Annotated in this window: 27 protein-coding genes and 2 pseudogenes; 14 read left to right on the top strand and 15 right to left on the bottom strand. The window is 58.4% G+C overall.

Going from position 1 to position 25559, the window contains the following annotated elements; genetic code table 11:
* Positions 1-77 precede the first annotated feature (77 nt).
* Positions 78-1088, top strand: coding sequence for an aldo/keto reductase (locus MFF34_RS24410; protein WP_238216960.1), 1011 nt, complete (start codon positions 78-80; stop codon positions 1086-1088).
* A gap of 28 nt (positions 1089-1116) precedes the next feature.
* Here the strand turns inward: MFF34_RS24410 and MFF34_RS24405 are convergent, their stop codons facing one another.
* Together MFF34_RS24405 and MFF34_RS24400 are read right to left on the bottom strand one after the other, a co-directional pair.
* Positions 1117-1806 (bottom strand): B3/4 domain-containing protein, encoded by a 690-nt coding sequence (locus MFF34_RS24405; RefSeq protein WP_238216958.1) that lies wholly within the window; start codon positions 1804-1806, stop codon positions 1117-1119.
* 603 nt (positions 1807-2409) lie between these two features.
* Positions 2410-2805 (bottom strand): annotated as a pseudogene (locus MFF34_RS24400) (tyrosine-type recombinase/integrase); the annotation flags it as partial.
* A 38-nt stretch (positions 2806-2843) separates the two neighbouring features.
* On the opposite strand from MFF34_RS24400, the gene MFF34_RS24395 reads away from it, so the two are divergent.
* From MFF34_RS24395 to MFF34_RS24385, 3 genes are read left to right on the top strand one after another with little or no spacing between them, the layout of a single operon-like run.
* Entirely contained in the window at positions 2844-3122 is a 279-nt protein-coding gene (locus MFF34_RS24395; protein WP_238216957.1) for a hypothetical protein, read from the top strand.
* Entirely contained in the window at positions 3098-3535 is a 438-nt protein-coding gene (locus MFF34_RS24390) for an amidohydrolase family protein (RefSeq protein WP_238216955.1), read from the top strand. The genes MFF34_RS24395 and MFF34_RS24390 overlap by 25 nt, the downstream gene beginning before the upstream one ends.
* A gap of 31 nt (positions 3536-3566) precedes the next feature.
* Positions 3567-3923: an amidohydrolase family protein gene (locus tag MFF34_RS24385; protein ID WP_238216953.1), complete on the top strand. Its 357-nt coding sequence runs from the start codon at positions 3567-3569 to the stop codon at positions 3921-3923.
* Positions 3924-4048: 125 nt separating this feature from the next.
* On the opposite strand, the gene MFF34_RS24380 is transcribed toward MFF34_RS24385, so the two are convergent.
* From MFF34_RS24380 to MFF34_RS24365, 4 genes are all read right to left on the bottom strand, one after another.
* Positions 4049-4504 (bottom strand): isoprenylcysteine carboxylmethyltransferase family protein, encoded by a 456-nt coding sequence (locus MFF34_RS24380; protein WP_238216951.1) that lies wholly within the window; start codon positions 4502-4504, stop codon positions 4049-4051.
* 94 nt (positions 4505-4598) lie between these two features.
* Positions 4599-5306: an anti-sigma factor domain-containing protein gene (locus MFF34_RS24375; RefSeq protein WP_238216949.1), complete on the bottom strand. Its 708-nt coding sequence runs from the start codon at positions 5304-5306 to the stop codon at positions 4599-4601.
* Positions 5303-5851 (bottom strand): sigma-70 family RNA polymerase sigma factor, encoded by a 549-nt coding sequence (locus MFF34_RS24370; RefSeq protein WP_238216947.1) that lies wholly within the window; start codon positions 5849-5851, stop codon positions 5303-5305. Before MFF34_RS24370 ends, MFF34_RS24375 begins: the two co-directional genes overlap by 4 nt.
* A gap of 109 nt (positions 5852-5960) precedes the next feature.
* A complete protein-coding gene (locus MFF34_RS24365) occupies positions 5961-6488 on the bottom strand; it encodes a DUF3455 domain-containing protein (protein WP_027919183.1) in 528 nt (175 codons plus the stop codon).
* Positions 6489-6731: 243 nt separating this feature from the next.
* Between MFF34_RS24365 and MFF34_RS24360 the strand changes: the two genes are divergently transcribed.
* From MFF34_RS24360 to MFF34_RS24335, 6 genes and pseudogenes are all read left to right on the top strand, one after another.
* Positions 6732-7106 (top strand): GFA family protein, encoded by a 375-nt coding sequence (locus MFF34_RS24360; protein ID WP_374707425.1) that lies wholly within the window; start codon positions 6732-6734, stop codon positions 7104-7106.
* 73 nt (positions 7107-7179) lie between these two features.
* Positions 7180-7707, top strand: a complete 528-nt coding sequence (locus MFF34_RS24355) for a sigma-70 family RNA polymerase sigma factor (protein ID WP_374707424.1) — start codon at positions 7180-7182, stop codon at positions 7705-7707.
* The gene (locus tag MFF34_RS24350; RefSeq protein WP_238216944.1) at positions 7704-8645 is read left to right on the top strand and encodes a FecR domain-containing protein; all 942 of its coding nucleotides are present in this window, start codon (positions 7704-7706) and stop codon (positions 8643-8645) included. The genes MFF34_RS24355 and MFF34_RS24350 overlap by 4 nt, the downstream gene beginning before the upstream one ends.
* A gap of 100 nt (positions 8646-8745) precedes the next feature.
* Entirely contained in the window at positions 8746-11271 is a 2526-nt protein-coding gene (locus MFF34_RS24345; protein WP_238216942.1) for a TonB-dependent receptor, read from the top strand.
* A gap of 179 nt (positions 11272-11450) precedes the next feature.
* Positions 11451-11615, top strand: a pseudogene (locus MFF34_RS24340) (AraC family transcriptional regulator); the annotation flags it as partial.
* Between the two features lie 5 nt (positions 11616-11620).
* Positions 11621-12634, top strand: coding sequence for an APC family permease (locus MFF34_RS24335; RefSeq protein WP_238216941.1), 1014 nt, complete (start codon positions 11621-11623; stop codon positions 12632-12634).
* Positions 12635-12832: 198 nt separating this feature from the next.
* Here MFF34_RS24335 and MFF34_RS24330 read toward each other — a convergent pair whose 3' ends face one another.
* On the bottom strand, positions 12833-13222 hold the full coding sequence (locus MFF34_RS24330; protein ID WP_099429712.1) for a MerR family transcriptional regulator: 390 nt from the start codon (positions 13220-13222) through the stop codon (positions 12833-12835).
* Between the two features lie 74 nt (positions 13223-13296).
* On the opposite strand from MFF34_RS24330, the gene MFF34_RS24325 reads away from it, so the two are divergent.
* Both MFF34_RS24325 and MFF34_RS24320 read left to right on the top strand, forming a co-directional pair.
* A complete protein-coding gene (locus tag MFF34_RS24325; RefSeq protein ID WP_238216939.1) occupies positions 13297-14367 on the top strand; it encodes an SDR family oxidoreductase in 1071 nt (356 codons plus the stop codon).
* Positions 14368-14454: 87 nt separating this feature from the next.
* Positions 14455-15351 carry a DMT family transporter gene (locus MFF34_RS24320; protein ID WP_238216937.1) on the top strand — a complete coding sequence of 299 codons (897 nt, stop codon included), beginning with the start codon at positions 14455-14457 and terminating at the stop codon, positions 15349-15351.
* A gap of 103 nt (positions 15352-15454) precedes the next feature.
* Here MFF34_RS24320 and MFF34_RS24315 read toward each other — a convergent pair whose 3' ends face one another.
* The 6 genes from MFF34_RS24315 to MFF34_RS24290 form a co-directional block, all read right to left on the bottom strand.
* The gene (locus tag MFF34_RS24315; RefSeq protein WP_238216935.1) at positions 15455-16009 is read right to left on the bottom strand and encodes a pyridoxamine 5'-phosphate oxidase family protein; all 555 of its coding nucleotides are present in this window, start codon (positions 16007-16009) and stop codon (positions 15455-15457) included.
* Positions 16010-16062: 53 nt separating this feature from the next.
* The gene (locus MFF34_RS24310; RefSeq protein ID WP_027596294.1) at positions 16063-16767 is read right to left on the bottom strand and encodes an SDR family oxidoreductase; all 705 of its coding nucleotides are present in this window, start codon (positions 16765-16767) and stop codon (positions 16063-16065) included.
* Positions 16768-16871: 104 nt separating this feature from the next.
* Positions 16872-17759, bottom strand: coding sequence for a LysR substrate-binding domain-containing protein (locus MFF34_RS24305; RefSeq protein ID WP_238216934.1), 888 nt, complete (start codon positions 17757-17759; stop codon positions 16872-16874).
* A gap of 84 nt (positions 17760-17843) precedes the next feature.
* Complete coding sequence (locus MFF34_RS24300; protein ID WP_099429719.1) at positions 17844-19049, bottom strand: GAF domain-containing sensor histidine kinase; 1206 nt, start codon at positions 19047-19049, stop codon at positions 17844-17846.
* A gap of 102 nt (positions 19050-19151) precedes the next feature.
* On the bottom strand, positions 19152-20099 hold the full coding sequence (locus tag MFF34_RS24295) for a FecR domain-containing protein (protein WP_238216932.1): 948 nt from the start codon (positions 20097-20099) through the stop codon (positions 19152-19154).
* Positions 20096-20611 (bottom strand): sigma-70 family RNA polymerase sigma factor, encoded by a 516-nt coding sequence (locus MFF34_RS24290; protein ID WP_238216995.1) that lies wholly within the window; start codon positions 20609-20611, stop codon positions 20096-20098. The genes MFF34_RS24295 and MFF34_RS24290 overlap by 4 nt, the downstream gene beginning before the upstream one ends.
* A gap of 185 nt (positions 20612-20796) precedes the next feature.
* Here MFF34_RS24290 and MFF34_RS24285 point away from each other — a divergent pair, with 185 nt between their 5' ends.
* Positions 20797-23232, top strand: a complete 2436-nt coding sequence (locus tag MFF34_RS24285) for a TonB-dependent receptor (protein ID WP_238216930.1) — start codon at positions 20797-20799, stop codon at positions 23230-23232.
* 160 nt (positions 23233-23392) lie between these two features.
* Here the strand turns inward: MFF34_RS24285 and MFF34_RS24280 are convergent, their stop codons facing one another.
* Positions 23393-24526, bottom strand: a complete 1134-nt coding sequence (locus MFF34_RS24280) for an aminotransferase class V-fold PLP-dependent enzyme (RefSeq protein ID WP_238216928.1) — start codon at positions 24524-24526, stop codon at positions 23393-23395.
* Positions 24527-24729: 203 nt separating this feature from the next.
* Between MFF34_RS24280 and MFF34_RS24275 the strand changes: the two genes are divergently transcribed.
* The gene (locus MFF34_RS24275) at positions 24730-25227 is read left to right on the top strand and encodes a hypothetical protein (protein ID WP_238216926.1); all 498 of its coding nucleotides are present in this window, start codon (positions 24730-24732) and stop codon (positions 25225-25227) included.
* Positions 25228-25267: 40 nt separating this feature from the next.
* Here the strand turns inward: MFF34_RS24275 and MFF34_RS24270 are convergent, their stop codons facing one another.
* Complete coding sequence (locus tag MFF34_RS24270; protein WP_099429730.1) at positions 25268-25552, bottom strand: hypothetical protein; 285 nt, start codon at positions 25550-25552, stop codon at positions 25268-25270.
* Positions 25553-25559 lie beyond the last annotated feature (7 nt).

Raw genomic sequence — 25559 nt, 5'->3', positions numbered from 1 at the left:
GTTCAAACACGATTAGCTATCTTATCGTCGGCAACCTCTCAATGAATACTCTGCGCCTCAATCGACGAGAGGTTTGCATGCAAAAGAATCGACTAGGCACATCCGAGTTGTTGATTTCGCCAATTGGAATGGGCACGTGGGCCATTGCAGGACAAGGATGGGCGTTCAGCTGGGGGGCGCAAGATGATGGCGATAGCCTGGCAGCATTGGAGTATGCGGTAGAACGCGGCGTGAACTGGATCGACACAGCAGCGGTATATGGGCTCGGTCATGCCGAGATATTGACTGGGCAACTGCTGCGTCAGGTGCCAGCTTCGCGTCGCCCGCTAGTATTCACCAAAGGTAGCCTGGTGTGGGACCGCACAACCCGTGAGATCTCTCATTCGCTTGCCCCCCAGTCATTGATGAAAGAAATCGAAGATAGCCTGCGTCGCTTACAGGTGAGTGTCATCGATCTCTATCAGATTCACTGGCCAGCGTTCCCGGCAGATGGAAACAGCGAAGGCATCGAGGAGGCTTTGGCGACCTTGGCCCAAGCCAAGGCTCAAGGCAAGATAAGGGCGATTGGTGTATCAAACTTCGATGTTTCCCAGCTTGAGCGAGCCCGCTCCGTAACCGATATCGCCTCCCTTCAACCGCCGTATTCAGCTTTGATGCGTGATGTCGAAGACCAGATCCTGCCGTATTGTGCAACAGCGCAGGTGGGCGTGATTGCCTACTCGACGTTGCAATCTGGTTTACTGACGGGAAGCATGACCCGCGAGCGGATTGCACTGCTGCCCGACGATGATTGGCGAAAATCGCGGAGCGCCGACTTCCAGGAACCTCGTCTGAGCAAAAACCTCGCGTTGGTAGAAGTCATGGCAAATATCGGTGCCAGGCATGGGGTCAAAGCGGCGGCCGTAGCCATCGCTTGGGTATTGCGTCACCGGGCAGTTTCCGGCGCTATCGTAGGCGCACGCCGCCCCGACCAGGTGAATGGATTGATCGACGCCAGCAGCATTCGTCTTAGCCACGCTGAAATAGAAGAGATACGCCCCTATTTACCTGAGGGTATGGGCACGAATGTACCCAGCAGCGGGGCTTGAGCATCGGATGCCCATTACGCTTCTCCGGTCAGTAAAACTCAATCAATTGGGATGCAATTTTTGCCTCCGGCATCATCTGCTGAAGTCCGCTGCTCAGCTCATCCCCAGCAGCCCTGAGGGCCTCTATGGGCATTTCAGGAAGGCTCTCCAGAATGAACCACATCCGCTTCGTGTTCGAATCAAGCCGGGTGCGGGTGCCCTGACGCCAGTTCCAGCGTCGGCAAGTCACACCGTGATCATCGCGCCAAATGACTTCGCCTTTTTCTGGCGACTCGTTTGCCGCACTGCCATCTTTGGTTGTGTCAAACAGCTCAGTGCCAACGGCGATGGTTAAACGTGGGCCACCTATGTAGGCATCAAAATTTTCTCCGCCAACGGGGACGGCGTACTTGATGCTGATTGCGTTGTACAAATCGACAATGGGATCGATGCTGGGAAGGCTCCCGTCTCGCAGAACTCGCTTACGCAATGCTTCGGCTGAGCACGGGGTGCGCTGTGGTTTAGCGCCGAACAGCCTGAATGCAGTGGCCCATGCAGCCAAGTGGCTCTTAGCCCAAACCGGGGTGTCAGCGACCAACGACTCACAAGCCTTCTCAAGCGCGTCTGTAGAAACCTGGGGGTGTTCGATCTGCGAAGCTTCCACGCTGATACTCAGCGCTCGGAAACCTGGTGCAATCTCAGCGAGTTGGGGGTCAAGAACCGGAGCGACAAATGACATTGCTGGCCTCCACGGCTACTAACGCTGAAGGTTTCTCATGGTGTAGCTGCCCCATGCCGAGCACAGGGTATGGAGGGTGTGGACGAGCGATTTCAGTGTGCATGCCAATGTAGCTGTCTCCGCTGTGAAGGTGATCAATGCAGGGAGTTTTAAACCTTCCCCGTCATTAGATCTAATGATTTACCATCATGGCGCATAAGATCTTCTTATTAGCCTCTTCAACACCTGTAACCGGGGCCGCTTCGCGGCCCATCGCCGGCAAGCACGGCTCCCACAGGTACAGCGCATGCCTGAAGGCTGGTGATATTCCGGTGGGAGCCGGCTTGTTCAGCTTGCCGGCGATGAGGCCTGCACTGACAGCAGAGCTTTGGATCAGTGTCCGCCTTGGGTCGATTGCGGCCAGTCATGACCGTCTGCTTACGACCCTTTGCAGTCGTTCGGGGTGTCTACCAAACCAGGGGCGATTCACACAGGGCATGCTCGAATTCGTGTATTGGAACGAGGAATGCTGCTCAGAGGCAAGCCCGCTCCTGCAAGATCGCAGCTCAGCGGCCGATATGGGTCGCTTAGCGACGGTCATACCTCGACCGTCGCTAAACGCTTTCAGACCTCAGTCTGCTCCGCCATTTCCAATGCGTCATCGACCTCAATACCCAGGTATCGCACCGTGCTTTCAAGCTTTGTATGACCGAGGAGCTGAACTGCTCTCAGGTTCTTCGTCCTGCGATAGATCAGCGATGCCTTCGTACGTCTCATCGTGTGGGTGCCGTACATGGCTGGATCAAGGCCAATAGCTTTTATCCACGCTTTGACGATTCGGGCGTACTGCCGGGTGGATAGGTGCTCTGAGGCGTGTAGCCGGCTTGGGAAAAGACAATCCTCGCTGTGCAGATGGGCTTGATGTATCCAGGCCTGTAGGGCCAGCCGAGTTTGCTCTGTAATCTCAAACTGCACGGGACGCTGAGTTTTCTGCTGCATCAGAACCACTCTGCTAAGGACGTGCACCATGTCGACACACACCGCACGGCAAAGTGCTTGTGGCTGGGTTTGTCGAAGGCCACCTGCACCTGGAAAAAGCCAACGTGATGCAGCGCAAGGCCAACCGTTCCGGCACCTTGAAGGAAGCGATCGCTGTCACCGCCGAACTGAAGCCCACACTGACCCGTGAGGATATCCGCGAACGTTCGATCCAGGTGCTGCGCGCACTGGTTCAGGCCGGTACCACGCATGTGCGTGCCCATGCCGAGTTCGACCCGCCCAAGGCTTCACCGGGCTCGAAGTGGTGCTGGAGTTGCGCGAGCAATTCCGCGAGGTGATCGACATCCAGGTCGTGGCGTTTCCGCAAGAAGGCATTCTCAAGCTGCCTGGCATGCAGGCCATGATGGCCCAGGCAATGGAGATGGGGGCCGATGTGGTGGGCGGCATTCCCTACAACGACGTGTCGCCGCTGGAGCACATAGATTTCGTCTTTGACTTGGCCAAGCGCTACGGCAAAGACATCGACTTGCACCAGGACTTCGCCGATGACGCCGAGCACATGACCATCGAGTACGTGGCACGTCGAACCATTGCCGAAGGCTACCAAGGGCGCGTCTGCGTTGGGCATCTGACCAGCCTGGCCGCCGCCTCGCCAGCGCGACGGGCACAGGTGATTGCGTTGCTACGTGAGGCCGACATCAGCGTGATGTGCCTGCCCGCCACCGACCTGCACCTGGGGGGCTCGGGGTGACAGTCACAATGTCAGACGCACCCTGACACCGGTGCGTGCACTGCGCGACGGCGGTGTCACGGTTTGCCTGGCCACCAACAACATCCGCAATGCATTCACACCGTATGGCACTGGCGACCTGTTACACATTGCGCAACTGGCCATTCCCGCCTGCCACTTGGGCGGCGCGGATGATCAGGCCACCGTGTTGCCGATGCTCACGACAAACCCTGCCAAAGCCATGGGGTTGAAACGCCACGGTTTGGCGGTGGGCAATGATGCCGACCTGGTGATGGTCGATTGCCGGGCTGTGGCCGATGTCATTCTCGACCTGCCGACACGGCTGATGGTGCTCAAGCGCGGCAAGGTGGTTGCAACGGCTGAGCATCGTAGGTCAGTCGCATTTTGAGGCCATCTTGAAGAATCGTAATCAAGCGGGCTCATTTATCCCCGTGGAGAAGATCACTGGCTGCGTCTCAGGAAGATGGCATTGGATCGAGAGCGGCCACTGGCAAGATGGTAGACGTTTCGTTTCTACAGCCAACGCCTGACCTGTTTGCAGTACTGCGCAAACTCCCTTCCGAAAAGGCTGGCAAGGGCCCGCTCCTCCGGCCCGATCTGGAAGCGGTTCATGTAGATCACAAAGCCCAGCACGCCCAGCAGCGCTGGCGGCCAGGCGAGAAAGATCGACCAGGCTACCAGCACTGTGGCGAAGCCTAAGTACATGGGGTTGCGTGTGTACCTGTAAACCCCCGAGCGAACCAGGGCCGAAGCCGTTTCAGGCTTCAGCGGGTTGACCGTCGTACGTGCGTGTCGGAAAGAAAGCACGCCGGCCAGGCAAACCGCTACGCCTGCCAGCAATACCACCAGCGCCAGACCAATGCGCCATTCGATCGTCAGATCCAGTGCTCCCGGCAAGTGTCGAGCTGCGAGCCATGCCAATAGGCCGAACAGGGTAGCGACCAGCGGCGGAGGAATACGGTTGTCCATGATGAATGCCTGGTAGAGAGAAACTGGCTACCAGCGTGAGGGTTGTAGCCACTTCAGGGTCAAGCCGCTTGTGCACGATGGAGACCGCAGGGGCTCATATGACTTTCACCGCGCGGCCAATGAACTTCACCGGGCCCGTTGGCGCACCGGTCGGGGAGCCGCCCGCTTTCTCAAGGGTCAGCTCGAACAGCTGATTCGGCTCAAGCGCAGGCAAGCGCCTCAGCGGCACGCGGTACTGTTCGCCCGGTTTGACCAACCCCAGCGAAACAGGTGCGCGCCACTGCTCGCCCTTGGTCCAGAACTGCAAGGTCATGCCTTCGGGCACATCGTCCACGCCAAGCGGGATCAGTTCGATCATGCTCGCATCGTTGGCTTGCACTACCCACCCCGGGGCCTGCCCCGACGGCGCTACCAGCACCACCATATAGGTGGTCACAGGCGGAGCCTTGGTCAACAGCGCCAAGGCCAGAAGCAAGCTCGCGGCCAACCCCGCAGCGCTCAAGCCCTGCCAGAGTCCAAGCCGCTGCCACCAGCCAGCGCGTGGTTGCCCGGACGGTTGAGCCTCTTCAAGGCTGCGCTCGATCCGGCCCCACAAGCGGTGGCTTGGCGTGATGGGTTCAGCCTGCGTGGTCAGTTCGAGCAGGCGGGCCTCCCAGGCATCCACTGCGGCGCGTACGGCCGGCTCCGATTTCAACCGGTCCTGCATGGCAGCACGCTGCTCGCCACTCAAGGTACCCAGCACGTACTCGGCTGCTAGGTCGTCCAGGTCCTCGACGCTGTCATCACCTGGGGTACGCTTCATGTCATGCACTCCCGCAGGGCCTTCAGGCTTCGCTTGATCCATGCCTTCACGGTGCCTAGCGGCGCACCCAGCAGCGCTGCGATTTCGGCATTGCTGCAACCGTCCACATACGCATGCAGGATGCAACGCTGGGGGGCGGGTTGCAGTTGCTCAAGGCAGCGATAGATTTTCGCCGAGCCTGACCACAGTTGCAGGTCGTCCAGCTCCGGGGCCAGGGCTACAGCCGCGATCATGCCAGGCTCGTCCAGGTCGGTTTCCCAGCGGCCGTCACGCACCAAGTTCAGCGCCAGGTGACGGGTAATGCTGTAGACCCAGCCCCGGGCTGAACCGCGCGATGGGTCATAGCTGGCAGCACGTGTCCAGATACGCACAAAGGCATCGTGAACGATGTCCTCCGCGCTCGCCTGGTCGCGCGCGATGCGCCGTGCGACGCCCAGCAAACGTGCCCCCTCATGCTCATAGAGCGCCTGCAAGGCGCGGCGGTCTCCTTGGGCACAAGCGGCAAGACAGCCCTCGAAATCAAATGGAACAACGGGCGAATTCAAAATGGGGTCGTTCCTTCATCATGAAACCTGGACGGTGCCCTGCCTTACCGGCCTGGGGCACGTCCAGCAGCGTAGATGATCAATCGCTGGCCTGCCGCTCAAGCCCTCGTCACTTGGCCGACCAGAACACGTAGTCCGCCTGGTACTTGACTACTTGTTGCGCGCCTTTGCTCTGCGCCGTGCAGTCCATGGCAGGCGCTACGCCACCGCGCGTCGCCAGCCGCTGGATGTAGCTGACCCCTTGCATCGCGCCCTTGCCCTCGGCAGGGTTGGCCTTGACCAGTTGATACGGGATATCGCCTTTGGCCGCCGGGGCGACGGCAAGCTGGGTGCCGGTCACTTTCGAACCGTCCTTGGCCTGCCAGGTGGCCGGAGGACCAAAATAGTCACCTACAGGCTTGCCGCTGCGATCGTTGAGCACCGCCTTGGGACCGACGAAAACCCATTCGGTCTGGCCTGGTGCATTGGCCTTGTCGCGGCATTGGTAGGTGATCTCACCGACACCAACGGTTTCCAGCATGATGGCGTGGCCGTCGGGAACCTTGACTGCGTCCGGGACGCCCGACTGGGCATGGGCGGGTGCAGACGCAAGTACAAGGCAGGCGGCGAGCAGGGAGAAAGCGGGCTTGATGATCATGGGGCGAGCTCCGTGGGGGTCATGGGTCAGGCAATCACCGACTGCCTGATAACAACTACCCATCGGGTGCCGTTCTGGATGCACTGGCGCAAAAATATTTTTGCATGCTCGTAATCGATACGGTGCTGACGCCGAAGCAGGCGTGCAGGGTTGCAACGGTCGACTGATCAGGCCGAGGCGGTTACGCTGGCGTTTTCCACCTGCACGGAAGCGCCAGCGAAAGAGGCATACCAAGGAAGCTGCTTGTGTGCAGCGGTCAGTTACCTGCTACTTACCCCGCCAAAGGCTGTGAGCCACTGCCATTGCAGCCAGTGCCGCAAAGGGCACGGGGCAGCGTTCGCTTCGTACGGCAGCGTTCCGCGCAACATGCTGCGCATCCTTCGCGGCGCCACCAGTATCAAGGCCTATGCGTCTTCGCAGACGGTGGTGCGAGAGTTTTGCGTGGAGTGCGGCTCGACCCTGTTCTGGTCACGCACCCAAGGTGAGTTTGCCGACTGGATATCGATAGCGCTGGGCACGCTTGATACGCCTGTCCTGCCCAAGCAGCAGAAACACCTTCACCTCGATTCTGCTGCCTCGTGGAACGCGCCCTGCAGCGCAGTGCCTCAAACTGACTGAGATTGCAAAGCATCCTGATACCCCTATAATTGCGATCAATTCTTATCCGCACTTTATAATCAGGAAGATCCAGGTGCCCTACCCCCAGCCGCCCGCATCAGCCCGGCATGATGAGATGCACGCCCTGTACCGCGACCACAGCCAATGGCTGCAAGGCTGGATTCGCAGGCGCCTGGGTAATGCAGACCGGGCGGCCGATATTACCCAGGACACCTTTCTGCGCCTGATCAGCAGCGCGCTACGCCAGCCATTGGCAGAGCCTCGCAGCTTTCTGGCCACCGTGGCGCGGCAAGTGATGATCGACCAACTGCGCCGACGCAACCTTGAGCAGGCCTACCTGGAGTTCCTCGCCAGCCAGCCGGTACTCGAAGAGTGCTCGCCCGAACAACGCCTGCTGATGCTGGAAACCCTGATGCAACTGAACGCCATGCTCGACGGGCTGGGCCAGAAAGTGCGTGACACCTTTCTGTACGTGCAACTCGATGGCCTCACCTACCCAGAGGTCGCCCAGCGCCTCGGTGTGTCGGTCAGTTCGGTGACGAAGTACATGGCCAAGGCCACCGAACGTTGCCTGCTGTTCGCTTTTGATGCGCAACTGTGAGCCCCGCCGACCAGCGCCAGGCCCTGCGCGAAGCGGCACACTGGCATGCGCGCTTTCTGGCAGCGCCTGACTGCGCAGAAAACCGGGCACAGTGGCAAGCCTGGCTGGACCAGGCACCTTTGCACGGTTGGGCCTGGGGGCGCCTGGAGCAATTGCAGGCAGGCCTTGCGGGCGTGCATGGCCCGCTGGCACGGCATACCCTTGCCGCAGGACAGATCGGGACGGGACGGCGTACGGTGCTCAAGACGCTGGTGCTCGGTGCGGGGCTGGCCGGGGTAGCCTGGACAGGCTATCGCAACGCCCCCATCTGGATGGCCGATGTGCGTACCGCGACCGGCGAACGCCGCAGCTTGACCCTGCAGGACGGCACGCGGCTGACGCTCAATACAGCCTCTGTGGTCGATATCCGCTACAGCACAGAGCAGCGCCTGATCGTCCTGGCTGAAGGCGAAATCGCCGTACGCACCGCCGCTGACTCTCGCCCGCTGCGCGTGCGCACGGTACATGGCGACATGCGCGCCCTGGGCACTGATTTCACCGTGCGACTGCATGCCGACTGCACCGAGCTGTCCGTTATCGAACACGCCGTTGCGGTGCACAACGCCGCCAGCGCCCATGAGGTGCGGGTTGAAGCAGGCATGGCCCTGGCCTTCGACAACGGGCCGCTGCCAGAGCCACGCCCAGCCGACCTGGCTCGCACGGCATGGCGCGATGGCCAACTGGTGCTCGACGGCTGGCCGCTGCGCCGCGCCCTGGCCGAACTGCAGCGGTACCGCCCCGGCGTGCTGAGTTGCAGTGACGACGTGGCCGGGCTGCGTCTGGCTGGGGTGTATCCACTGGACGACACCGACCGCGCCCTGATGGCAATTGCCGAGGCGCTGCAGCTGAGGATCAGCACCTGGACGCGCTACTGGGTCAGGCTGATGCCTGCCACTTAGCAGCGTCAGATGAAAATATTTCTCAGCCGTATTGTCGGATTGGCCTCTCTCGTTCGAGCTCTCCTGCAAACCGCCCAAACAGGCATTTGAAGGAGCTGTCATGCCTAGAACAACAAGCTGCCCATACCCACGCCGAAAACACCTCACGTCCCTGCTGCTTGGCACCGCCATCGCCGTGCATGCCGGGCTGCTGGCCCCGCTGCTGTCGACGGGCGCCCAGGCCCACGCCGAACAGGCCAGCCGCGTCTACGACATCGCCCCCGGGCCGCTGGTGACGACCCTGAACCGCTTCGCCCGCGAGGCCGGCGTACTGCTGTCGTTCGATGCGGCGCTCACCCAAGGTCGTCAGAGCAGCGGGCTGCACGGTGGGTACAGTATCGAGCAGGGGTTTGCCCAACTGCTGGCCGGCACCGGGCTACAAGCTTTGCTGGTGGGCAACAACTATGTGCTGGTGAGCCAGGTTGATGCAGGTTCGGCACTGCAACTGGGCGCAACCAGCATCACGGGTGAAGGTTTGGGCTTGACCACCGAGGGAAGCGGCTCTTACACCACTGGCGAAACCGCCGCCGCCACACGCCTGAACCTGAGCCTGCGCAAAACCCCGCAGTCGATCAGCGTGGTCACCCGCCAGCAGATGGACGACCAGAACCTGCAGAGTGTTTCGGAAGTCCTGAAGCAAACGCCCGGTGTCACGGTCAACCAGGAAAGCTCCGAAGCCTTTACCTTCTATTCGCGCGGTTTCAAGCTGGATAACTACCAGTTCGATGGTGTGCCCAGCCTGTCCTCCGACGGCGGCTCATTGCGCGACAACTACAGCATCGGCAACAGCCTGGTCTATGACCGGGTCGAAGTGCTCAAGGGCGCAACCGGCCTGGTCAACGGCGCCGGCAACCCTTCGGGGGTCATCAACCTGGTGCGCAAGCGCCCCACTGCCGAACTGCAGGGCCATATCGGCGCAGGCGCCGGGTCCTGGGACAAATACCAGGCAGACTTCGACCTTGCCGGCCCGTTGACCGACAGCGGTAATGTCCGTGGCCGCATGGTGGCTGGCACCCAATCCCAGCACAGTTACGTCGAGTACCTGACCGGCGAGCAGAACACCTTCTATGGCGTGCTGGAAGCCGACCTCAGCGAGGGCACCCTGTTCACGCTTGGCTACGACGTGCAGAAAAACTACGACAACGGCAGCACCACCGGCGCACTGCCCGCGTTCTTCCTCGATGGCCGTACGGTCAAGTTCGACCGTGACACCAACGCCGCCGACCGCTGGACCTGGCGCAACCAGGAAACCCAGCGCTCCTTTGCAGAGCTTGCCCATACCTTCGATAACGACTGGGTACTCAAAGGCGTAGTCAGCAGCCGTGATTACCGCTCGCGTGAGCTGATCTCGGGCATCAGCAGCGAGGCCATCCAGGCAGACGGCAGCATTTCCCATGGCTTCATCGGCGGCAACATCGACCCCGATACCGGCGCCGTGAACAACAACGGCACCGCAAGCAAATTCAACACCACCAGCAAGGAAAAAGGCCTGGACCTGTATGCTCGCGGCCCGTTCTCGCTGGGCGGACGCGTGCATGAAGCCGTGTTCGGCTACAGCATCGCCCACACCAAATCCACCTCCAAGCGTGATGATGGCGTGACCAATGGCGTCATGGACGACGTATTCCAGTGGGACGGCTACGGCGATACCCCGACCAACTTTGAATGGTGGTCCACCTTTGATATCGAAGCGCGGCAGAAAGTTGGCTTCGCGGCCACCATTCTCAAACCCACCGACGCGCTGGCAGTTATCCTGGGGGCACGGATCGTCGACTACAAATGGGACATCGACACGATCAACGCCATCGGTCGCCGCCTCCCGGCCAGCGCTACAAATTCCAGCGAAATCGTGCCTTATGCGGGCATCACCTACGACCTGGACCGCTACCACACGGTGTATGCCAGTTATACCGACGTGTTCAAGCCGCAAGCCTATAGCCTCGGTACGGACGGTAAACCCATCGACCCGCTCACCGGCGCCAGCTATGAGATCGGGATCAAAGGCGCCTACTTCGAAAACCGCCTGAATGCCAGCCTGGCCCTGTTCGAGCTGAAGCAGGACAACTTCGCAGTGCTCACCGGCGGCACCACGCCAAGTGGCGGCGGCGCCTACCGGGCAGCGCAAGGCGTCACCACGCGCGGCGTCGAGCTGGAAATGAACGGCGAACTGATGAAGGACCTGCAAGTGATGGCGGGCTACACCTTCGCCGAATCCCACGATGCGGATGACCAGCGTGTGGCGACCAACCAACCGCAACATCTGCTCAAGCTGGCGACCAACTACCGCCTGCAGGGCGAATGGCGCAAGTTCACCGTGGGCGGTAATGCGTATTGGCAGAGTTCGACCTTCTTCAAACCAAGCGATGAGGACTGGTACGCGATCGATGATCCGGCTGCCAAGTTCGAACAGAAGTCCTACGCACTGGTCGGGCTGGTTGGCGGCTATGACTTCACCCGCAACCTGAAGGCTACCCTTAACGTCAACAACCTGTTCGACAAGCATTACTACAGTGGCATTGGCAACTACGGCACAGTTTTCTATGGGGCGCCGCGTAACCTGATGGTCAATGTGAAGTACAGCTTCTAGGATATTACCAAGCACCAGACCGAAGCCCCCGGCACCACGACGCCGGGGGACCGTGCCCATGATGAGTTCACTGCGCGTAAAGGGTCACGACAATTTCCAACAGAGCAATCACGGCTAGGCACCTCAATGCCTGAACAGCGGATGCTAGCGCTCACCGCACCTTCCGGAGACTCCGCTCGTTGACTGACTCACAGCACTGCCCTGCCTACGCGAAACGGTTCGAAGCCGTGCTTGCCTACATCGACAGCCACCTTGAAGGTGACCTGTCGGTGAACGCCTTGAGCCGCATCGCCAACTTCTCGGCGTTTCACTTCCATCGGCAGTTCACGGCATACATGGGTATCTGTTCATGCCCATGGTCGCCTGGTGGGTGCAATCGGTTTTTCTCAATGTGCAATTCCCTGCCATACCGTTCTGGGGCTGGATGTTGGTCAACATTGGCCTGACCACGCTGGTGAACGTCCTGGGGCTTAGCCTTGCCGACCGGACAAACAAATTGCTGACAGGGTTGGGCATCGCCCTTGTGTTGCTGTTTGTGGTGCTGTGCGTTGTCCACCTGGCCCATCAGTCTCCGGTAGCCCTGACCGCGCCACTCTGGAACCCCAGTAGCACCTTCCTAGGTGTGTCTGCAGCGGCGGCCGTGGCGGTCTATTCCTATCTGGGTTTCGATGCAGTCACTACAATGGCCGAGGAAACGCGCGACGCGAAGCGCAACATCCCGCGCGCCGTGGTGCTGGTGATGGCAACGGCAGGCCTGCTGTTTGCGTTGGTGGCGTACATCATGCAGCTGGTCCATCCCGGCGGCGTATTCGAAGATGCCCAGATTGCTGCTTATCTCATGTCCGTCGAAGTGGGCGGGCAGATATTTGCGGATTGGCTGAACCTCGGTTTGATCATCTCCGGGTTTGCTTCGGGCCTCATCGTGCAACTCAGTACCAGCCGCCTGCTTTACTTCATGGGCCGGGCCGACATACTGCCCAAGAAGTTCTTCGGCACGCTCAGCCCGAAGACCCAGGCTCCGGTGTTCAACCTGCTGTTCACCGCCGTAATCGGACTGCTGGGTTTGAACCTCACGCTCGAAATGGCGACCTCCTTCATCAGCTTCGGTGCCTTCCTTGGGTTCACCGCAGTGAACCTGTGCGTCATCTGCTACTTCTACCGCGCTCGTCGGCGCCAGAGCCTCGGGCTTGTGAGTTATCTGTTGTTTCCACTGCTGGGCATGTGCGTAAACCTGTATCTGGTGAGCCAGCTGAGTGCGACCGCGATCGTCATTGGGCTCTGTTGGCTTACCCTCGGCGTGATCTATCTCACCTGGCTGACACGAGGTTTCCGCCAGCCTGCACCCGACCTTCGGTCATGGTGACACCACGGGCATTCGATGTTCAGTCCACAACTTATGCTGGGCAAGTTTAATGGGTAAACGTCCGATTCTGGCCGCTAGCTGTCCTTGGTGAAGGGCAGCTGTGGGTCGAAAGCAGCCGTTCGCGAATGGCCGTTATCGACCCATTGCGGTCGTTCACGAGCGACGTGGGCCGCAGTTTCCGTTTCCCGGGCTGACAGTTCAGTTTGCGGCGTTGTTCATCTGCTGAAGTTCAAGTTGCTTGGCAGCACTGGCCTCAAGGTTTGCACGCTCTTCATCCAGGTACCGATAGATGCTTTGCAGGTTGGCGATCTTCTGCTTGATCTCTGCCATCTTTTTTTCAATTAGCCTGGCGCCGTCAGCACAGTCAATCAGCTGGTTCCGCTGCGCATCCAGAATCTCGCCAATTTCCCCAAGGGAAAACCCCATGCTTTGCGCGCGCTGGATGAAGTCCAGATCGTGCAGCGTTTGCTCGGTGTAAACGCGATAGTTGTTGGTTTGCCGCAGCGGTGAGATCAGGCCAAGTTGCTCGTAATACCGCAGCGTATGGCGGCTGGCGCCGCTGCGCGCCTCAAGTTCGCCGATTTTCATGACAATACCGCTTGACCCTAGAGTTGGGTCGATAGTTTACGCTTTGTTTCTCACCCTCAACAAGGAACAGGGAAATGAGCGTGGAGTGCTTTGTTACAGGCGGAACAGGCTTTGTTGGCCAACATTTGGTGGCGAACTTGAGTGCAAAAGGTCACACCATCAGGGTGTTGATGCGTCGCCCAGAGCAATTGGCTGCACTGCGCGAGCACGTCGCTAATTTGGGCGGGTGCGCCAGCCGGGTGTTTGCCGTAGCGGGCGATTTGGAACGGGACAACCTCGGGCTGAGTCCTGCTGACCGTGAAGTGCTAAGGCACGCCAGCGTCATATTCCATCTAGGCGCCCACTTCGCATGGGGGCTGTCAGTGGAGCATTCTCGTGCGGTAAATGTGGACGGTGCAAAACGCGTGGCGCTTCTGGCGGCAGAGCAAAAAAGCCGTTTAGTCATGATCGGCGGCTTCATGCTGAAAAATCATGAACACCTGCAACGCATCGGAATTGATCCTCGTCGTCCGGAGTTGACGAATTGGTCTGCCGTCTATCGACGTGTGGGGGGTTACGAGGGCAGCAAGCTGGAGGCGCATTTTGCGACCCTGGCGCTCATGTCTGCCAAAGGTGGGGAGATTACCGTTGTCCACCCTGCGACGGTCTGTGGCCACAGCCGCACGGGGCATATTCTTGAGGGGCAGCCACTGGTGGCGCTGATACGCAACCTTGTGCAGGGAAAGCTCACCGCTGTACCCGGTACCGCCAAGCACTGGCTGCCACTGGTCACAGTCGATTATCTGGCGGAGCTGGTAGCAGTTTGTGCGTTTGACCCTGCCATGGAGGGCCAGGAATTGCTGGCACTTGATGCCCACACCCCAAACCTGCGAGAACTCCTGATGCAGGTTGCACAACCGTTGGGCTTAAAGTCTCCCAAGCATCACATTCCCCTCCGATTGTTGAAGCTGCTATTGGCTATTCCCCCCATCGCGTCGTTCTTGCACACAAAACCCGAAGCCATGGACTTTATCCAGACCACGCGTTTTGACACAACGGCGGTCGAGCAATTTGCAAAACGGCATAAAATTGCCAAACCGGATATCCGTCAGTCATTGCAGCACACGGCCGCGTTCGTCAATTCCTATTGCATCGCCAAAGGCTAGGCACCTGACTTCTCCTCCTCAACATTTATGCCGTCGATACTGGCGGAATTCTATCGAACGACAACTCAGCGACAGGGATCGCCAGCCATGCAATCAACTTTCGGAAAAGGCGTCATATTTGCACTTTCCGCTGCAGCACTGAACGCAACGATCGGTGTACTCAGCAAAGTACTCATGAGTAATGGCTTCACCGCCAGCAGTGTCGCTGTGATCAAGACCGTACTGGGGTGCATGCTTCTTTCGATCTTACTGTTTTTCCTCAAGCGCCCTGCGGTGTCGACCCAATGGGCTCAGGCGGCTATCTGTGCATTCCTTGGCATCTTTGTGCTGTTCCATTTCGAAACGTCCGCCTATAGACACTACGCTGCGGCAGGTGTGGTAGTAGTGCTGATGGCCAGTGCCTCAATTTCGTCGATCATCCTAGGGCGCATTTTTCTCAAGGATGCCATCACTGCGAACGCTACCCTAGGCGCGGCATTGGCTATCGCTGGGATTTCGGTGATCTTCGGTGGCGACCTGCAGCAGGGCTTTAGCCTGCAAGGTGCTGCGCTCGCCTCCATTGCCGGCTCCGGCTACGGGGCGTTTTCGGTTGCCATGAAGCGTATGGGGGTATCGGGAGGGCTGCACTTCACCCGTCAGTTGTTGTTCTTTGGCAGCCTGTATCTGCTGATGCCAGCTGCCGCCGATGGTTTCGCAATCGGCGAGTTGTCGCCGCTGGCGATCGCGGCGCTGCTGGCGCTGGCCACGCTGCCGACAATCCTCGGCTTCTTCTGCACCACCAAGGCCATCGAGTACCTGAAGCCATCCCAAGTGCAGGCACTGGAGCTGACGGAGCCACTGTTCGCCGCGCTGCTGGCATTTGTAGCGCTTAACGAAGTGCCGCCCCAAAGCCTGTACGCGGGAGCGGCACTGATCATCGTCGGCCTGTGTTTCTCCAATGAACTGATTCGCTTGGGCGGTAAAGCATCCGCCCCTTCCACTTAGTAAACTATTCCGGGCTGCTAATTACGTGAGTGGCGCGAGTGTCTTGAACCGACCGTTTCTGGCCGGTTCCTGCCCTTCGTTGCTCATTAAAATTGATCCTGTCTTAGGGCGCGACCCAACCCGCCTGCCAATGCTCGCCTTGCAAAATGAAGCGTGCCCGTTGGTGGATATCCTGGGTAAGATCGAGCCACTCTATTTGTCGTAGGTGGACAGCCAGTACAGCGAAATTTTTGAAACCCTCCCTGTGCGTTTCATAGGCTACAGAAGGTGAAGAAATCGACTCGCCGGGTATGCGCCCATGGCGAAAGAGCGCTTGAGTTCTTCCCCGTGCCTGCTCCCAGTGCTTGGCCAGGAGCGACACATCAGACACAGGTTCACCTAGGCCTTCAAGCCGAAGCTGACGCTTGCCAGACGGGTCGACGGCGGTAATACCGACTCTAGGTTCGGCCAGTATCTCTGCGAGCTTCGCCGACCGCTTGTCCACATAAAAGACGATCGACTTCGTAGACTCATCCGCATGGCGCAAGACAACGGTGCTTACCTTAGGTTGCCCTTCAGCATTGACGGTGGCCAGTTGCATCAAGCGAAAGGGATTTGGACTACCGCCAACCGGTATAGCTAAATTTGACCATACCTCAGCCAATATCAGATCAAGCATGGCATTCGCCCAAAATGAAAAAGGGCCGCGTACTGCGTGCGGCCCGGAGGCACTCAGACGCTGCGTGTAACGCCGCCATCGACCTTGATGTTCTGGCCGGTAATGTAGGCTGCCCCTTCGCTCGCCAGGAAGGCGACAGTGGCGGCAATCTCCTCACTGGTGCCATAGCGTTTAAGCGGCACACCTTCTCGACGCTGTTCGGTAGCAGGGAGACTGTCGATCCAACCAGGCAGCACGTTATTAATGCGAATGTTGTCAGCGGCGTACTTGTCCGCATAGATTTTGCTGAACGACGCCAAACCGGCACGGAACACTGCCGAGGTAGGGAAGAGTTCGCTTGGTTCGAACGCCCATGCAGTAGAAATGTTGATGATTGCACCGCCTTTCTGGCGCTGCATGTACGGGGTCACCAGCCGCGCTGGGCGAATGACGTTGAGCAGGTAGGTCTCCATACCCTGGTGCCAGTCTTCGTCGCTGATTTCAAGAATGGGTGCCCGCGGACCATGGCCGGCGCTGTTAACCAACACATCGATACGGCCCCATTTCTGAATGACTGCGTCGACTAGGCGCTGCAGGTCTTCATTTGACTGGTTACTGCCGGTTACACCAATACCGCCTAGCTCTTGCGCCAGGGCCTCGCCTTTGCCAGACGAAGAGAGAATACCGACCTTGAAGCCGTCGGCAGCCAATCTACGTGCTGCCGCCGCTCCCATGCCGCTACCACCGGCAGTGACAATTGCTACTTTTTCTACTGACATACATCCCCCTAAGTGAGGCGTTGACGGGTGGTTGGTGAAATGAGACTAGCACCGCTCCGCACTTCTCAGAGAGACAACAACCCTTCTTCCTGCCAGTAGATAATCTATAGCCTAGCCTGTTCAAGTAGCCACGTTCGGACGGTTTCGAGGGCCGCCGGCTGGTGAGCGTTTCGCGGCCAAACCAGATAATAGGCTTTCTCCAAGCTCATTTGATGCGCCATCGCCAGCGCCAGCCTTCCTGCCTCTAGGTCTGCTTTGACGAAATGATAGCTGGCCAATGCCAGCCCTTGTCCTGCTGCTGCAGCCTCGATCGCAAGTACCGTTTGGTTGAACCGCACATTTTTAGAGGGTTGGCGGATGGGGCTCTGGAAGGCCTGATCTATGAACTCAGGCCAGAAACTGTGAGCGTCATGCAGCAAGGTGTATTCCTGCAGTTTTTCCACGCTCTCTGGCCGACCCAGTTGTTCAAGCAATACCGGGCTAGCCACCGCAACTATACGTTCAGTCAGAAAAAGCTCGGCATTGAGCATATTCTCGAAAGGTGCACGTCCGTAGCGGACAGCGATGTCAGCTCCACCAGGCCGAAATTGCGAAATGCGGTCAGTGGCAAGTACTTGCAGATCGATCTGTGGGTGCGCAACTGAGAAAGAGGACAGCCGAGGGATTAGCCACTTCGCCGCAAAAGTAGGCGTGACGCTGACCGTCAGCTCCAGCCCCACTGGCTTGAGGGCTTGCGTGGCCGTAGTGATCAAGGCGAATGCCTCACGAATTGCCAAGCTGTAGCCCCTCCCGGGTTCCGTTAAGCGCAGCCCTCTCGGCAACCGCTCAAACAACTTCAACTCCAGGCTCGTCTCAAGCCCTCGTATCTGCTGTGCCACAGCGGCCTGAGTGACACCTAGCTCGTCGGCGGCCAGCCGAAAATTCAGATGACGGGCAACCACCTCGAATACCCTGAGCGCGTTAAGGGGAGGCAACAAGGTATGTCCGTTCATAGTATTTTTTCTAATGGCAAGCGAGGGATTTAATGCCGCTTTCGGAGGATGATAGGCGCTGCCTATAACGCCCACGGACTACATCTAATCCTCTTTCGTCCACTCCAAAGTGCCAGGGAACCTGGCTACGAAGCGCGTGCCGGCCTCAGGCGTAGAGGTTACTGATAACGTCCCGTTGTGACCCGTTACGATCTGGGATGCGATATACAGACCGAGCCCCAGCCCCTCCCCGCGGCCACCGGCTGCCGACCTTTTAAACGGTTGAAACAGTAGCGGTAACAAAACGTCGGGGATTTCTGGGCCATGGTTCATCACTGACAGCACTATATGATTTTCTTGCATGCTTGCGGTCACCTCTATCGGAAGATCACGCGCCCCATGAGCCACTGCATTGCCCAATAGGTTTGAAAGCAACTGCCCCATTCTCCCAGCATCACAGAAGACCCCAGGTGAAATGATCACCTCTTGACGGATGTTGACGTTGGGATGACTCGTCATGATTTCATTAATGACCGCACTAAAAACGTCACCCAGGTTGTCCACTAGCGTCCGTTTGACCGGAATGCCTCCCCCCAGCTTTCCTCGAGAAAAATCCAGGACATCTTCAATCAAGTTATTCATCCGCTGCGAGCTTTGTCGTATTGCAGTGGCAAGCTGCTGCTCGCGACCGGCGGGAAGCTTAGCCTCCAGTAGATCGGCGCTCATTCTGATAGCGCACAGTGGCGAACGAAGGTCATGCCCCAGTACGGCAATGAACTGCTCCCGGACAATGCCGGTCTCAGCTGCACTGGCCAGTTCAATCGTTTTGGTCTCAAGGTCCGCCAAAACGTCGAGTTGAACAGCTATTAACTGGGCGAACAGCGTTAGCGTTTTGCACACCGCCTCTTCATCAAAATGGGCCGGAACCTCATCGATAGCACAGAGCGTTCCGAAGAAGTCTCCGTTTGTCCTGGTGATAGGAATGGAGACGTAGCTTTCTAAGCCGTATGTCTGAGGGGTGTGGTGGGTTGAGTACACCGGATGCTCACTGGCATTCCTGAATATAACGGGTTTGCGGTGCTGACGAATTTCGTGGCAAATCGTCGTTTCCAGCACCAACTCACCGCCAGGTATGAGCCCAAAATCAATAGAATCATCGACAGCGCAAGCCACCCATTTTGTCTCGGTGACACGCGCAATTGCCGCAAAGCGCATGCCGGTAACATGCTTCACCATATTGAGAATAAGCGGGACGGCCTCGATCTTGGCAATCGTACTGATGTCGTGTGAAAGGTCAGACGGATAAGGCATCAAGATCGCCGATTGGGTGAATGGCAAATTGGAATTAAAGCGTAAGCCCCTGCGTTTGACAATGAGCCGGGAAAAGCGTTGGGGCCAAAAGCGGACAAATCATCAAACCGGCAGGATGCGCGTCCAGTAACGGGTAAGTTGCTGGATTCGGATGGGTAACGAGCGGGCAATCGTGTTCAATGTCAGCTCGATATTACCAAGCGAATACGAGCCCGACACCCGCAAATGGCTGACCTCGGGCGCGCAGCCAAGATAGCCGGGGCAATAGCGCTGCAACTCATTGATCAGTAGGTCCAGCCTCCAGCCTTCCACTACCAGCCGCCCCTGGGCCCAGGCCTCTTCGGCTGTTTTCAACGCCTGCGTGCCCAACAGTCGCTGACGATCAAACGTCACCGATTGCCCTTCCTCGATCACGACCTCATCGGTGGCCTGCTCAGGGCGTACCGCAACGGCATGCTGGTAGACGCTAAGACGCGTCAGCCCGTCTAACTGGCGCACGGCAAAACGAGTGCCCAATGCGCGCAGCTCCCCCTGGGCACTGCGCACCAGGAACGGACGGGAGTCCTTGCCGGTGGTTACGTGGATCTCACCGGCCCGAAGGATCAGCAAGCGCGTGCCGGCATTGAACATTACATCCAGCGCGGTATCGGTATCCAACACCAGCAAGGTGCCGTCAGCAAGCGCCTCTTGGCGCTGTTCTCCGGTGCGGGTTTTGAGATCGGCCATCCATTTTGGCGCAACGTCATAGCCTTGCCATGCCAATGAACTCGCGCCGGCGCCGAGCAACAGCCCTTTGAGAAGGGTGCGGCGATTCGGCCCGCTCTCGCGTAACGTGGACTTTTCCATGACCGCCCAGGCCAACTGCTGCGGCATGCTGCCAAGGCGCGCCTGCAATTCGGTCAACTGCTGCCATGCCCACTCATGCTCCGCACTTCGGCAGTGCCAGCGCTGCCACTGTGCGCGCAGCGCCGGGTCGTCAGGGTTCGCGGACAGGTGCGCGAACCACTGCGCAGCGTGGCGAAGCGCTTGGCGCTGGGCGTCGTTGGTCACCAGGGATTGTCCACGAGGTACAAGAGGCAGCGTTCGGTGGCTCGGGCCATATATTTGGTCACTGAGCTGGCGGACACCTGTAATTGTTCCGCGATTTGAGGGTAGGTCAGCCCTTGCACTTGCGACATCAGGAACGCCGTTTTCGCCTTCACGCCCAGGCCGTCAAGCATGCGATCCAGCTCCAGCAGTGTCTGGAGCAAGGACAGCTGTTCCTCGGCAGAAATCCCGAACGACTCAGGCTGCGCAGCGAGCACTTCGAAGTAGGCACGCTCCACCGACTGACGGCGAAAACTGTCGATCATTACCCGCTTGGCGATGGTTACCAGAAAATGCCGTGGCTCATTGAGCGTGGCCGCCAGGGGTTCACGGCGCTCGGCGAGCAGCACGCGAAGAAAGGTGTCCTGGGCGAAGTCTGCCGCCGCCTGCGAACACCCGGTACGCTTGCGCAGCCAGCTGATAAGCCAGGGTTGATGGTCGTTGTAGAGCGTCGCGATAGGGTTGCCAGACGGCATGTCGAAGCCAAGCAGAGAATAAGAATTAATCTCAATATAGTGAAATGGTGGCCTGAGGGCAATCGACTTTTGGGCCAAAAAACAGGCCAAAAAAAATTTCAAAACGCGTTGTCACTTTACGCTCGGCAGCGCGACTCCTTTTGCAGACACCTCATAAAATGCCAACAATCGCATCAGGAGAAAGCATGCAGCATCCCCTTCCAGGCTTCTGCACCGCCACGTTGAACACCCCAAGCGCGCTATGCCTTGCCCTAATGGGTGCATCGTTGTTGATGGCCAATCCAGCAATTACCCGTGCGGCTGAAAGCCAGGTAACAGCCCGTACCCTGCACCAGCAGCAATTTGTTATCGAAGCCGGGTCTCTTGCCACTGTGCTGAACAGCTTTGCCACCAAAGCAGGCGTTGTCTTGTCGTTCGACAACGGCCTGACCGAAGGCAAGCAGAGCCGGGGCATCAACGGCCGCTACAGTATCGATCAGGGCTTTTCTGTGTTGCTGAGCGGGTCTGGATTGCAGGCAGTTGCCGGTGGGGATAACAGCTATGTGGTACTGCCGGCTGCACCGTCGGGCTCATTGCAACTGGGCGTGACCAACGTGACAGGCTCGGGGCTGGGCGCCATCACCGAGGGGTCGAGGTCCTACACGACAGGTAGCACCAACACAGCGACGCGGATGAATCTCTCGCTGCGCGAAACGCCGCAGTCGGTCAGCGTCGTCACGCGTCAGCAAATGGACGATCAAAACATGCAATCCCTGGAAGACGTTGCCAGGGCTGCGACGGGAATCAACACCACCAAGGATTTTGGTACCGAACGCTCACGCTATTTCTCCCGCGGCTTCCAGGTCAACGACCTGCAATACGACGGCGTACCGACCAGCATTTCCGAAAGCTACTCGATGGACGTGACCTCTGTTAACAACATGGCCATCTACGACCGGGTAGAGTTTGTTCGCGGCGCAAACGGCTTGATGCAGGGTGCGGGAAACCCCTCGGCGGCCATCAACCTGGTGCGCAAGCGGCCAACGGATACCTATAAGCTCAAAGCAGAAATCGGCGGCGGCTCCTGGGATAATTACCATAGTCAGATCGACGTAAGCGGGCCGTTGAACGAACAGGGCACGCTGCGTGGCAGGACCGTACTGTTATACAACGCCGGCAATAGTTTCGTAGACCGTGCCGACAAAGAGAACCAGCTGTTCTACGCCATTGGCGAAGCCGACGTGAGTGAAGATACGACCGTGACTCTCGGCACCGTCTTTCAAAAGGATTATCACGGCGGTTATGACTGGGGCGGCTTGCCCACTCAACTCGATGGCAGCTTCTATCCACTGTCGCGCTCAGCGTCCTTTGCGCCAAGCTGGGCCCACCTGAACAAAATCAATCGCACGGTATTCGCTGACATCAAGCATGCGTTCAACGATGACTGGAAACTCACCGTCAATACTAACCTGATGTGGTCGAATGCCGATTTCCTCGGGCTCTACGGCAACAATATTGGTAACGACCAGTTCCGCCTGTCCACCAACGACACAACATACGACGACGAACAAATAAGCCTTGATGCCGCGCTGAACGGCGCTTTCTACCTGCTCGGCCAGCGCCACGAACTGGTGTTTGGCGCTAACGCGCGCAAAGACCGGTTCATCAACGAGTCGCGTTACAACAACAACCCAAGCGTCGTCGATATTCTGGGTTTCGCCCCTTTACACGTGGTCGCGCCCACCTATAGCTACGAACGCATCCAGTACCGCAACGTACGCAAGGACAAAGGGCTTTATGCCGCCACCCGGTTGAACCCCAGCGACGACCTGCATGTGATCGTGGGCAGCCGTTTCAGCTGGGTTGACTACGCGTCTGCTGACTATGACGACCGTTTCAAGGAAAACGGAAAAGTCATTCCCTATGCGGGCGTCGTGTATGACCTGACTGACAATGCCTCGGTTTACGCCAGCTACACCGAGATTTATCAGGTTCAAAGCAACTACGACATCAACAACACACTGCTCAACCCTATCACCGGCAGCAACTATGAAATCGGCCTAAAGAACGAGTTCTACGACGGGCTGCTCAATACGTCGGTGGCGGTATTTCAGGTTGACCAAAGCCATTTGCCTCAGGCGGTTGCTGGCGCAGACCGTATTTGCGGGCCAGGGCATAGCTCAACGTGCTACGAGGAAGGCGGCAAGGTGCGCAACCGAGGTTTTGAAGTAGAGGCTTCTGGCGAGATTCTCCCCGGTTGGAACGCCGTGCTCGGCTACACCTACAGTCACCCTGAATATGTCGGCGGAACCCGCAAAGGTACCGACTACGCCACCGAAACCTCCCCGCGCCGATTAGTCAAACTGGCCACCAACTACCGTTTGCCCGGCGAGTTGGACAACTGGCGCGTGGGCGGCAGCCTCTATCATCAGAGCAAAGTCTACCTGGGCAGCGTGGAGCAAGGTGCATACAGCCTGGTCGATCTGAACGCCAATTACCAGATCAACAAGAACCTGAGCGCACAACTGAACCTGAACAACGTGTTTGACAAGCAATATTACTCTGCCGTCTATAACTCGAACCTGGGCAACTATTACGGTGAGCCGCGTAACTTCGCTGTTACGTTACGGTACGAAAACTGACGTGGCCTGGTCTCGCCGCAGCCATGTGGTGTGCGGCGAGATTGCAGACCTGTACTGAACAGCAGTGGATGGCAGGTTTGGGTCGATTGCAGCCGCTCGCTAGTAACCCCTTTCGACCCCTAGCCGACAGCCGTAGCCGTGCTGCAGCCAAAAGGAGGGCTCAGTTCACCATCACTTCGTCCAGCGCCCGTTCAAGGGTGCTGACCGTGCGCTCGATATTGCGCAGCTTTTCGAGCCCGAACAGACCGATACGGAAGGTCTGGAAGTCGGCCGGCTCATCACATTGCAACGGCACTCCAGCGGCTATCTGTAGGCCATGTTCTACAAATTTCTTACCGTTCTTGATGTCGGGATCATCGGTGTAACTCACCACTACACCCGGGGCCTGAAAGCCGGCTGCGGCCACGCTTTTGATGCCTCTGCCGGTCAACATGGCGCGGACGCGATCGCCCAGCGCCTGTTGTTCATCGCGCACCTTGTCGAAACCGTAGGCTTGCATCTCGCTCATCACGTCGTTGAATCGCGCGAGAGAATCGCTGGGCATGGTCGCGTGGTAAGCATGTCCGCCCTGTTCGTATGCCTGCATGATCTGAAGCCACTTTTTCAGGTCGCAGGCAAAGCTGCTGCTATGCGTCTGCTCAATGCGCTCGAGGGCCAAAGCACTGAGCATCACCAGCGCGCAGCAAGGGGAGGCGCTCCAACCTTTCTGCGGTGCGCTGATCAGCAGGTCGACTGCGCACTTGTCCATATCAACCCAAAGCGTGCCTGAGGCGATGCAGTCCAGTACGAACAGCCCCCCCACTGCATGAACAGCGTCGCCAATGGCCCGCAAGTAATCGTCGGGCAGGATAATCCCGGATGACGTTTCAACGTGTGGTGCAAAGACAATTTTCGGCTTGTGCGCCTCAATGGCCGCCAACACTTCGTCCAGAGGCGGGGGCGCGTAGGCTGGCTGGCGACCCGTGTCGATCGGTCGGGCTTTCAGCACCGTGATAGCCGCCGGAATGTTGCCCATCTCAAGGATCTGGCTCCAGCGATAACTGAACCAACCGTTGCGGATCACCAGGCACTGCTGGCCGGTGGCAAACTGTCGCGCTACCGATTCCATGCCGAATGTACCGCTACCCGGCACTACTGCAACAGCCTGGGCGTTATAGACCTGTTTCAGGGTGCTGGAAATGTTCTTCATCACGCCTTGAAATGCCTGCGACATATGATTGAGCGAGCGGTCGGTGTAGACCACCGAATACTCAACCAGCCCCTCAGGATCAATACTTGGATATAGCTTTGACATGCGGTGACTCCTTTAGCAGAGATGTCATTGGTATGGACCCAGTCCTAAGCCTTGGCAACTGAGAAGTTAGAACATGGCTCGGACAGAGGTCGTTCACGTCCGGTTGGTCGACAGCAGGCGGTGGTGACTGTCTGCTATCACCCCGCCCAACAAGCCATTAAGCTACCGCACTGTCTGACCGCTCTCTCAGGACGAGGCCAACCATGTTCGATCACCCGATCCACCCCGAAATCGCTGAATGGTTTACCCAGTTCAATGTCCCTGAGGTGTCCTACAGCGTCTGCTCCATTGACCTGAGCAATGAGCCGCCCGAGCACTGGTTTTACAAACGCAACACGTTGCGGCCTGAAAGCCTGAAACTCGATCTGCACATCCCGGCCAACGGTAGCTGGTGGGTCGACCTGTCGCGTCATGACAAGCTCTTCAACGTCCAGTGGCGCCCCAACGATGACCTGCGCATCGAGTCGCAGCAACTGCGCTACCGCAAGCAGATCAAGTGGCCCCGCCTGCACAACCTGATGGGCTTCCCCTTGCTGGTCGAACAGGTGCAGCAGTGCCTCGAGGTGACCTTCCTGCGCCATGCCAATATAGGGGCGCGCTTGCTGGAACCCGAAGCGTTGGCGCGCAACCCAGAACTACGGCAATGGCTGGCACCCTGTGCCGACACTTTTGGCTGGAACAGGCGAATGCAGCCAGAATAACAGGGCTGCGCGATTCACTTACGAGCACAAGCATCGCCCGCTACCCATCAATCCGATCAATCTCCTCCTGGCTTAGCGCACGCCAATCAGCCGGCAAAATCCCGTAATCGGCGCGCGCGGACTCCAGGGCCTGCGCCAATGACAGCATTAGGTGATCGCCTTCAACCTGTTGAGCGCAGTAATCAATGAAGCGAATCTCCAGATAAACCGGCGGATCCTCCCCTCCTTCGACCTCAAGACCAAACAGCACGATGGCTGTTACGTTGGGACGATATTCACAGGGTTGCCGCACCTTGGCGAACAGGTACACGGGCTTTTCCGTCATTCGTTCA

The sequence above is a fragment of the Pseudomonas sp. PAGU 2196 genome, from assembly GCF_022179005.1.
Lineage (GTDB): Bacteria > Pseudomonadota > Gammaproteobacteria > Pseudomonadales > Pseudomonadaceae > Aquipseudomonas > Aquipseudomonas kermanshahensis.
Note: the sequence above shows the minus strand (reverse complement) of the source record. Positions and strands in the feature narration are given on the sequence as shown.

What these genes read in the sequence shown, in the direction of transcription:
- MFF34_RS24410 (WP_238216960.1), top strand. Translation starts at nt 78, where the DNA reads ATGCAAAAGAATCGACTAGGCACATCCGAGTTGTTGATTTCGCCAATT.
- MFF34_RS24405 (WP_238216958.1), bottom strand. Translation starts at nt 1,806, where the DNA reads ATGTCATTTGTCGCTCCGGTTCTTGACCCCCAACTCGCTGAGATTGCA.
- MFF34_RS24380 (WP_238216951.1), bottom strand. Translation starts at nt 4,504, where the DNA reads ATGGACAACCGTATTCCTCCGCCGCTGGTCGCTACCCTGTTCGGCCTA.
- MFF34_RS24375 (WP_238216949.1), bottom strand. Translation starts at nt 5,306, where the DNA reads ATGAAGCGTACCCCAGGTGATGACAGCGTCGAGGACCTGGACGACCTA.
- MFF34_RS24365 (WP_027919183.1), bottom strand. Translation starts at nt 6,488, where the DNA reads ATGATCATCAAGCCCGCTTTCTCCCTGCTCGCCGCCTGCCTTGTACTT.
- MFF34_RS24345 (WP_238216942.1), top strand. Translation starts at nt 8,746, where the DNA reads ATGCCTAGAACAACAAGCTGCCCATACCCACGCCGAAAACACCTCACG.
- MFF34_RS24335 (WP_238216941.1), top strand. Translation starts at nt 11,621, where the DNA reads ATGCCCATGGTCGCCTGGTGGGTGCAATCGGTTTTTCTCAATGTGCAA.
- MFF34_RS24330 (WP_099429712.1), bottom strand. Translation starts at nt 13,222, where the DNA reads ATGAAAATCGGCGAACTTGAGGCGCGCAGCGGCGCCAGCCGCCATACG.
- MFF34_RS24325 (WP_238216939.1), top strand. Translation starts at nt 13,297, where the DNA reads ATGAGCGTGGAGTGCTTTGTTACAGGCGGAACAGGCTTTGTTGGCCAA.
- MFF34_RS24320 (WP_238216937.1), top strand. Translation starts at nt 14,455, where the DNA reads ATGCAATCAACTTTCGGAAAAGGCGTCATATTTGCACTTTCCGCTGCA.
- MFF34_RS24315 (WP_238216935.1), bottom strand. Translation starts at nt 16,009, where the DNA reads ATGCTTGATCTGATATTGGCTGAGGTATGGTCAAATTTAGCTATACCG.
- MFF34_RS24310 (WP_027596294.1), bottom strand. Translation starts at nt 16,767, where the DNA reads ATGTCAGTAGAAAAAGTAGCAATTGTCACTGCCGGTGGTAGCGGCATG.
- MFF34_RS24305 (WP_238216934.1), bottom strand. Translation starts at nt 17,759, where the DNA reads ATGAACGGACATACCTTGTTGCCTCCCCTTAACGCGCTCAGGGTATTC.
- MFF34_RS24300 (WP_099429719.1), bottom strand. Translation starts at nt 19,049, where the DNA reads ATGCCTTATCCGTCTGACCTTTCACACGACATCAGTACGATTGCCAAG.
- MFF34_RS24290 (WP_238216995.1), bottom strand. Translation starts at nt 20,611, where the DNA reads ATGCCGTCTGGCAACCCTATCGCGACGCTCTACAACGACCATCAACCC.
- MFF34_RS24285 (WP_238216930.1), top strand. Translation starts at nt 20,797, where the DNA reads ATGCAGCATCCCCTTCCAGGCTTCTGCACCGCCACGTTGAACACCCCA.
- MFF34_RS24280 (WP_238216928.1), bottom strand. Translation starts at nt 24,526, where the DNA reads ATGTCAAAGCTATATCCAAGTATTGATCCTGAGGGGCTGGTTGAGTAT.
- MFF34_RS24275 (WP_238216926.1), top strand. Translation starts at nt 24,730, where the DNA reads ATGTTCGATCACCCGATCCACCCCGAAATCGCTGAATGGTTTACCCAG.
- MFF34_RS24270 (WP_099429730.1), bottom strand. Translation starts at nt 25,552, where the DNA reads ATGACGGAAAAGCCCGTGTACCTGTTCGCCAAGGTGCGGCAACCCTGT.